This window comes from Bacteroides sp. OF03-11BH, assembly GCF_003604005.1.
In the GTDB taxonomy this organism is placed as follows: domain Bacteria; phylum Bacteroidota; class Bacteroidia; order Bacteroidales; family Bacteroidaceae; genus Bacteroides; species Bacteroides ovatus.
In genome coordinates this window covers 1-8,831 of sequence record NZ_QTMW01000083.1, presented here as the reverse complement: position 1 = coordinate 8,831, position 8,831 = coordinate 1, and the positions used below count along the sequence as shown (strand labels likewise).

Sequence of the window (8,831 nt, the reverse complement as noted above, 5' to 3'; positions counted from 1 at the left end):
AATAATAGTTTCTTCATATATACTATAGTTTTATCGATTAATTAATGAAAACGAAAGTAAGCAATTGGATTGCAACTGCCAATAAATTAATCTATCCATTTCTATCTAACCGAATCTATCCGCTATATACACTATCATAGAGATAAGGCTTTCATTCAAAAAATGCCTATTTCATCGGAAATTATAGTTTTTATTTGTTCCTTCTCTTTTCCAAGTAGTATTTTTCCTAAAAACAGAATGTTATTCTTTTCTATTACATACAATTATTATTCCGATCTATCTTATTTAATCTTTTAATTTTTCTCTTATATTGATATGCACCTATATTATATAACATCTTATTACGATACCATTCCTTACAAGCACCATATTGATTATTTTTCCAATAATATGTTCCAAACAGAGCCATCATCGAAATAAAAATACTACGCTCAAGATGGCTTCAACTCCTGTAAGAGTTATCACATCTACCATATTCTTTTTTGTCATTCGTATCAATTTCAACTTTTTTCATGCTTAAATCCTATCTATAGTGATTATAGCTGCACCCTTCACTTCTCCCTATTCATCGGGGATAGGTGGTGAAGGGGATTCCTTCACCACCTCTTCACCAGTTTCTTCTTATAGCTAATCCGATTTTCATTATAGCTAATTCAATTATGCTCATAGCATCTTGTTTTTTCTTCCTAAGGTTTGAAACAAACATCGGGATGTTTGTGAAAAAGACGCTAGATGATTGAAACAAACTTTTAGACTTTTGTAAAGCACCGCTTTAAGCAGGTTAAAGCTATGCTTTGCAACTCCTAAAGCACAACTTTAGATTTTACAAAACAACACTTATCCGTAAAGGATGGGTGAAAGGTGGCCCTTCACCCGCTATCCCTCATGAATAAGGAGTTGTGAAGGGTGAAGGCTATATCGGTTTTTATCAATTTATGTTTCATTTTTCATTTGATTTTCTTCATAATTCTATCCCAACGATTTTTCTGATAAGGAAAATTAAAAACCAGTATATCATTTCTCTTAAAATTTCCCCATCCGGGCATCCGATGAATAGTGAAATCTTCATACGCTTTCTTTCAGCTGAATTAGTTTACGATAAGCCATAAGCCCCAACACGCATTTCACACGTTCATCATCCTCATTCAACAACCCTCCACAGGGATAAACTTCTTTCTTCATCTTCTCCCGCAAATAATCCGCCCATAAACACAACAGATTCCAATGCGCATCAGCATAACCGAAATCCTGTTCTGCTTCTACAATAGCAGTTATCATTATTAACATGTCAGCAGCCATCTCCACTGCATAATCATCAACTTTCACCTGACGATTAGCAATTGGGTAGATTCCTATATCATAAGGAGGATAACTTTTCCTCCAATAATCATTCTCGCAATATTCAAAAACCGGTTCCAAAAGGCCTTTCATCCAATCCATACGATTAAGAGACAATAAAATCGGAAAGTTACTATAAGATTCTCTCACATTGGCCAAAGTATCTCCAAAACAAAACAAATCACCACTTTGAGACATTACAAAACGATGCTCCGATATAAATTTTCGATAATCTAAAATCATCTGGCGTGCAAACGATGGGATTCTCATTTGAAAAGCTCGCCTGTTCAACTGCCCATCCAACCTGTCACATTCCCTCATTAATTTCTTATAATTGTCACCGATAAACAACAAAGCATCCTTCAATTCTCTTTTTCCATCCTTATTCCAATAAGGATGTAGAATTTCCCCCTCATATTGCAAACCCTTCCCTTCATTAAAGCCAAAAAGTAATACACCCTGATCTTTCTTGTTTTTCCCCAGTTTCTGCGAAAGCAGCACATGCCCTTCATTATATGAATAAGCCGTTTCTTCAGCAGCTATCCCCATATACAAGCTATCAGACTTGACAGTACACCAATCCTGTTCAGACAGGCTTTCTACTCTATTTTTCCCAAACATCCATTCTGTATCTATATCAAATAAAATTTCTACATCATGAATTTCTGATTTACCAGAATGAATTTGATAAGAAATAAAACCTACCGGACATCCCATTAAATATTGTTCTAGTAACAAAGAAGGAGAAACAAAATCAAGGTATAACTCAACATCTCCACATTGATAAATGTAATGAGTTTGCGTCGCTTGTACATTCATTTGTTTCAATATTGCCATATCCACATCGTTATAGGTTTTATTTTCCATGTACAATCCAAAATCCAACAGAGCATTTTCTTTCGTATTCCACCCATGTGCGGCTATCACATTATCGCCATTATGTAACTTTGCAACTACTTCATCGGAGAGTTGTTTACATTCAATTCTATTGCTAAAATAATCTACCTGATAAATAGGTTCTCCATTACAATAGATTTCTGCATGGTCATCACATTTAGAACAAACATATAATTTATATCCTTCCAATTTCTTTTTATCATTTATGTTAAAATGTCTGCGAATATAAATATCGGCTACGGTCCATGTTGAGTGAATAGGATAAGGACGATTCTCTGCTCCCCAAGCTCCTAACCCGTTATACCACTCCTTATCATCATATTCTTTCCGCATCCAATCATCCTTTGGATGCAAATAAGAGTATCTAGCAGGCCACCCACAATTAATTGTAGAAAGAGGTACTAGTGGAAAAGGACGCAACGAATCACCTCCCATAAAACGATAAGATTTACCATCTACTTTTAAAATTCCGATCATCGGAAACTCCTTATTTCTTGATAGCTTCGGATATTTTGTATGCAATGTATTTCCAACAGTTTGGATAGAAAAATCCGGTACCAATGCCATTAATGAATGATTGGACGCAATACATATAGGAATAACTTCATTCTCCTCTTTATCATTGCAACATGCATGTAAAGAAAAGATCATCCATGAAAATATTATTCTTATCCCCCACCCGATTTTGTTATTTATTTGCATATTTGCCTCCCGTTTTCATAAACAAAAATTCTTTCTTCCACCCCGCGAGTATGATTTCGCAATAATAAAAGTGTATTTTTAGGAACACCCGAATAAACCAATGAATCAGAAAGAGCTTGTTTCTTTCCCATTGATTTCCACTCCTTATCACAATATAATAACTCGAATGTATCCCCAGGGCGAATATAGTTATCTCTATTACGTGGTGTATAAACTATTCTATCTACCCGTACTTTCCTTCCCATATCTAACCCGCTCCAACCACCGGACGGTCTGGAATAGTTGAAAGAAGTCTTAGTTTTGCCATCAAAAACATTGTAATAATTCAATCCTTTATCGGTATCCTCCAAAGGAGTTCCTATAATGCTTCCCTTCAAAGCAGAAGTGTCATTACATTCATAAAATTCAACTTCAGCCACATTACAATACGTATTCTTGGCTCCAAAATATCTAAAATAACGATACTTCTTATCTGACCAACTCCGTACAACCGCTTTCAAACGACCGGGCACCTTTTGCACCATAAACAAAGTATCCTTCTCTGAAAAATCAGGCTGATTACTCCCTTCGAACACCCCTCCCAACATTCTTCTTCTAAGATGAATTTCTCCTTTAAAAATATTGTACTTAGAATACAATACTACATCTTGAATTTCTTCATGTTTTGAATAAAAATGAAGTTCATTGGTATGCGGATCTACATAAAAAGGATCCGTTACAAGATGGAGCACTTCTTCCTCATAAGTTGCTATCCGCATAATCATTCCTTTTTTTATATTCCTGAATGTTATGTTGTTGACGTCATATTCCGTCCAAGCAACCGGAACCCATTTATCCCGTTTACTTGCACACAAATAAGCAATCTTCCCGTTACATTTTTCTCTATATATTTTTGATGGAGGTATTTTTAATTCTTTTTTATAATAATAAGCATATTCACGAGTTACATCTACAAACTTTGGTAAACGCCAAAATGGGTATAGTTCTTCTTCATACTTTCTCATTTCTTCATACATTTTTCTATTGACGCAAAAAGTATTCCTATATACCTTGGCCGTATTCTCCTCTTTATACCACATATTTTCACATTGTCGTTCAAAGGCTTTTGGAAAATCAGCAGCAAAAGCTTCTTGATTCTTATCCCATGCAACTAGCCAAAAATGTCCGGCATTCACGCCACTACGCATAGGTACAAAGTCAACACCACAGGGTATCCCTAAGGATCGGAACAAATAGATACCAAAATCCGTTGCCTCTCTGCAACTTCCAGATATATATTGTACATATCTGGGACCAATATGTCCCATAAGCGCAGGGGATGTAGAAGTAAAATAATGTTCTTTATCCAATAATCTGTCTCTCAAATATTTTGCAGCAACAATAGGGTCTTCTTTATCCAAAACATCAGACATCCTTAATGAATCCAGCAATGAATTATATTTTTCATAATACATTTCACGCCAATATTCGAGTGTTTCATCCTCAATGCGATATGGCAATATATACTCACAAAAAGTTTCAAAAGAAACATTTTTGCCCCATGGTTGTTCTCGCCAAACTTTAAATGCCCATTCAATATTGTTACATAAATATGCGGAATCCACTTCTCTTATATCATGTTTCTTTTCAGGTTCTCCTAACGGACCATATACTTTCTTGACTGAATCCGCAACCTGTTTCGCTGTCTGTCCTCTACTCTTTTTCAGCCATGCATAATAAGATTTATAGTTTTCTAACTGCTTGCTTGTTGAATAAGAGTAAAAAGGCATATTTTCAATTAGAAAACAAGCAGCTTTGTATTTTAGGCTATCAGCAGGATTCTTTTGATAATGACGGAGTACTTTTTCCAATTCTTTCCTGTTGTTTTTAGCAGATTGCAAAGCAGCTCCGAGAGGAGTTATCATTTCTTCTCTGAATGTAATCCTATCTATTATTTGCCATCCTAGCCAAATAAACAGCACCAAGACTATAAATTGAATATATCCCAAATACTTCATCAAACCTTTTCTTAATTATTCATTTTGCATTTCCACTAATTTTCAAATGGAACGGAGAGCCTTCTGCATTACAATACACGGTTATCGTTTTATCGAAATGCCCAGAATGTTCAGCTTGATATTCCACCTTCACTTTCAAATTTCCACCTGGTTGAACAGGTTCTTTAGAATATTCCACTGTAGTACACCCACATGGAGTATAAATTTCTTCTACAACAAACGGATTATCACCTGAATTAGTAAATGAAAACTCTACAAATTGCTTTTTTCCCCAATTAAAAGTTCCTATATTGAACTGATATGTAGATAAAACAACTGTTGTTAGAGTTCTACTATCAATCTCCTTCAACAGAGATTTTTTCCCTGTAATAATATTCAAATAAAGTTCTTTTATCTTAGGATTATGAATAGGATTGCCAATAGCAACTACCCTATTATTCTTATCCAACAAAAATGTTTGAAAGATCGTTTCTATAGGAAAATGATTCAACTTATTGATACTATCATGCTCATCAATACATACAGGATAATCAAAGCCTTCTTTCGTTAGTAAATACTCAATATTTTTCCTGCTCATAGGATGAATAAAAAAAAGAACATTACATGAAGGACAAGTATCTTTTAGCAATTCAATAAAAGGTTTCCATGCACTAAAACTTAAGTGACACCGTATACAACCGATTGAATCGACATATGTTAATATTTTGTAGTCACAATCTCTTTCATAATACCCCATAATTGTATCTCTAGCAAATTTCGTAAAAATAGGAACACTAGGAAAATCTATTTCCTTATAAGTCCATTCTTCAACTAACCTCTTTATTTTTTTTTCATCATGCTCATAACATGAAAACAAAGAAAAACATATAACAAAAGAAATCAGAGGGATAACAATCATTCTATACAGATGTTTATCTATTTTATTTTAAATCTTATTAATTCAGGATCAGGCATATTAGAGAAAGCATACAACATCTCATCTTTATTATCCACACTAATCAGTGTAACTGGCACATTCAGTTCATACTTTTTTATGGCTTCTCCATTCCAATCAAAAACATAAATTATTGTTCCTGCAAGTGTTTCTAAACCATTTTCTTTAAAATTTTTGCCTGAATAAAGTCCATATACATATTTAGGAGAAATACACAAACTTATAAATGTACTATTATTGGAAGATGAAATTGGGGCAGCTCGCATGTCCCCTTCAACTTGAGTTTTATAAATAGGGTAGTTCATTTCATATTTCTTTATTAAAGAAATATCAGTATTATTTATTTTATAAAAATGAATAATTTCAGAAGTATTTACTGCATAAACAAATTTATCCATAAATGGATTTAAACGGATAATACCTTGATAAGCCATACCACGCAACCTGTTTGCTATTTGTTTCTCATCTCCATCTTTATATGGATATTCCATAAAATGCTCTTCTTCTATTAGTCCAGTACCCCAAAGTCTGAACATACAGTCTTCGTAAAATCCCAAAGATACAAAAGTATTAAATGCTGTAGGAAACACTTTAATAGTCCCAGGAATAGTATCTTTAGTTAAAACTGAAAAGTTCGAAATTCGATTTTTCACATCTGATATGTTCATAACATTCAAAGTCTTTTTATATAAATCATAAACACTTATGGAGTTCTTACCAAATAACTGTATATCAAAAGGCATTAAGAATTCATTAACACCTTGCCCTTTCTTTCCGAAATCATATATTGAATCTAGATCATTCAAATCGACCAAATGAAATAAACCATCTTCAGACTTCTCATCGAAAACAATAATTGCTGAATCACAATATATCATATCCATTGGAGTTCCCCAAATATAACCGTTTGATGGTATCTTTTCATATTCCAAGAATATCCTATTCGTAAACAAATCGTCTATTTGACAGTCTGTTTTAACATTTTTACATGCACAAAAGAAAATCAACACAAAAACATATTTCAATTTCATAATATACTAAATTCATAATAGTTTATAGAATATTTTTATAAAGCTATATTTTAATCGGCTTTATTTATGCATAACAAATCTAGAAGTTGTCAATACACTTCAATTGGGGCTGACTAAAAAGATTTTTTCACAATTACCCCTTCTACAGATACCTGTAGAGGGGGGTAAAAATCAAGTTTTCGACCTTTTTTATTCAGCCCCAATCCCAAGAGGATATTAAAAACCAACAGTTATAGCAATAATATACAGAATTATACTGATGAAAGTATAGTTTCAAACTCTAAGTAAATGTTAACAAGCATATTTTCCATGCACTTTCATCACCTTCATTAGAATTTATTGGTATAGTTTATAGCCCCTTATAGCTAGCCCATCACTATATATCACACAAATACCTGATGTAACTACACAAAAGTCAAAATCCACTTCCGCATTATTAGCTAACGCATCAACATTACAAAGTAACAAGGCAGAAGAGCTTTTAGTATTCCAATTATATATACTAAATGTAGATATAAACAAACAAATTATACCTACTACAACATATAAACTTTTAGCTTTCATAATATTTAAATATATGGACGATATTCACCAAGGCATGCACCCCAATCTCCTAACGTTCGACAAATTTGCAATCTTGTATAAACACAACCTATGCATTCATTTCCACCTTCTTTTGCATTAGCTAAAGCTTCCACATTGCTCAACACCAAGTCAGACAACTTCACATCATTCTGCGAAGTATATACATTATATCCCGCAATAGCAGCGACAGCAACAACTGCTATCACACCTAATACTTTCTTTTTCATTCTTCAATAATCTTTAAATTACATTTTATTTTTCTCTTTTGCATCTATCATTTCAACAGAATAGCAATAGTTTGCTACATTAATTTTTATTCTTATGTTTGCATCCGAATCTTTTTTAAAGATTTAGGAGCAGGTGATATGTAAGCAAATCCTGCAAGATAAACAAACTCATCATCCTGCTCCTTTTAATCAAGTTAATTATCTCATTCAGCCAAAGTTAAACTTAAGTATTGGCTCATCATTATTTACATCTGTCGCTATTATCGTTTTAGTAGCTTCATCCACCCAAATACCATATATATAATGGTCGAGCACATATTTACATAACGGTTCTCCTTTCAAACTAAATACATAAATATATTTTCCTCCATCAAGAAGCCTTCCGCTTTGTCTTGCGATCTCCTTAAAAGGCGTTCCATGAAATACAGTATAAATGGCACTATCTGTTACTTGTACATCACTAAATCCCATAATACCCGTTGGTATACCATATCCATCTGATATTTTAAATTCAGGTTCGCCATACTCACCTATACGAACAACATGAGTACTATCTTTCAAATTATAGACCTCAAGGACTTCTCCCAACTGGGTGACTACCGCCAGTATTCCATTGTTAGGATTGTAGTCAAGGAAGCTCCTCCATGCTTGGGCTAACGCCGGACGAGCATTTTCCAATGCTTTTTCATCAATAGTCGGAATAATTCCTATCTTATCTATAAGCTTACCATTACAGTTAACTCGACATAAACGATTTTCACCGGAATAATCAGGAATAATAAACATTGAATCATTATATATAGCAAAATCAAGTGGTCGAAGTATATCTTCATCCAATGTTACCGTTTCGTCACGAAGCAGTGAATCACCGGATGAAGAAAAGTCTAACCTAGTTAATTCACTTTTATTGGCATCCAATGTCCAGACTACATGATTCTGTAAACGAAAGTTCTCCAATGATAACATTTCCGTAGGTGAATCACCACGCTTGCCAAAAGAAGATAAATACTGAAAACTGGGATATTGGAATAAATGTCCATAATGATCAAGACCATGTAAATCCATCACAATGACTCTATCTCCTTCGATTCGTATCCTAAACGGATAACGAAGCAAGGCT

Annotated in this window: 7 protein-coding genes and 1 pseudogene; all 8 read right to left on the bottom strand. The window is 33.8% G+C overall.

Annotated elements, in window-relative coordinates:
- Positions 1–965 precede the first annotated feature (965 nt).
- Positions 966–1,067 (bottom strand): annotated as a pseudogene (locus tag DXA54_RS28665) (signal peptidase I); the annotation flags it as partial.
- The gene (locus tag DXA54_RS27110; protein ID WP_243647694.1) at positions 1,066–2,886 is read right to left on the bottom strand and encodes a glutaminase domain-containing protein; all 1,821 of its coding nucleotides are present in this window, start codon (positions 2,884–2,886) and stop codon (positions 1,066–1,068) included. The pseudogene DXA54_RS28665 and the gene DXA54_RS27110, both read right to left, overlap by 2 nt.
- 41 nt (positions 2,887–2,927) lie before the next feature.
- Positions 2,928–4,934: a transglutaminase domain-containing protein gene (locus DXA54_RS27105; protein WP_120081139.1), complete on the bottom strand. Its 2,007-nt coding sequence runs from the start codon at positions 4,932–4,934 to the stop codon at positions 2,928–2,930.
- Between the two features lie 19 nt (positions 4,935–4,953).
- Positions 4,954–5,832: a DUF1573 domain-containing protein gene (locus DXA54_RS27100; protein ID WP_224262693.1), complete on the bottom strand. Its 879-nt coding sequence runs from the start codon at positions 5,830–5,832 to the stop codon at positions 4,954–4,956.
- Positions 5,833–5,849: 17 nt separating this feature from the next.
- On the bottom strand, positions 5,850–6,899 hold the full coding sequence (locus DXA54_RS27095) for a BF3164 family lipoprotein (protein WP_032856302.1): 1,050 nt from the start codon (positions 6,897–6,899) through the stop codon (positions 5,850–5,852).
- Between the two features lie 336 nt (positions 6,900–7,235).
- On the bottom strand, positions 7,236–7,463 hold the full coding sequence (locus DXA54_RS27090) for a hypothetical protein (RefSeq protein ID WP_008648128.1): 228 nt from the start codon (positions 7,461–7,463) through the stop codon (positions 7,236–7,238).
- A gap of 5 nt (positions 7,464–7,468) precedes the next feature.
- Positions 7,469–7,711, bottom strand: a complete 243-nt coding sequence (locus DXA54_RS27085; protein WP_004312299.1) for an NVEALA domain-containing protein — start codon at positions 7,709–7,711, stop codon at positions 7,469–7,471.
- 207 nt (positions 7,712–7,918) lie between these two features.
- Positions 7,919–8,831 (bottom strand): BF3164 family lipoprotein (locus tag DXA54_RS27080; RefSeq protein ID WP_120081135.1); only part of this gene is annotated, 913 nt, incomplete at its 5' end.

Coding starts and splice junctions, on each gene's coding strand:
- DXA54_RS27085 (WP_004312299.1), bottom strand. CDS start 7,711: ATGAAAAAGAAAGTATTAGGTGTGATAGCAGTTGTTGCTGTCGCTGCT.
- DXA54_RS27100 (WP_224262693.1), bottom strand. CDS start 5,832: ATGATTGTTATCCCTCTGATTTCTTTTGTTATATGTTTTTCTTTGTTT.
- DXA54_RS27095 (WP_032856302.1), bottom strand. CDS start 6,899: ATGAAATTGAAATATGTTTTTGTGTTGATTTTCTTTTGTGCATGTAAA.
- DXA54_RS27105 (WP_120081139.1), bottom strand. CDS start 4,934: ATGAAGTATTTGGGATATATTCAATTTATAGTCTTGGTGCTGTTTATT.
- DXA54_RS27110 (WP_243647694.1), bottom strand. CDS start 2,886: ATGATCTTTTCTTTACATGCATGTTGCAATGATAAAGAGGAGAATGAA.
- DXA54_RS27090 (WP_008648128.1), bottom strand. CDS start 7,463: ATGAAAGCTAAAAGTTTATATGTTGTAGTAGGTATAATTTGTTTGTTT.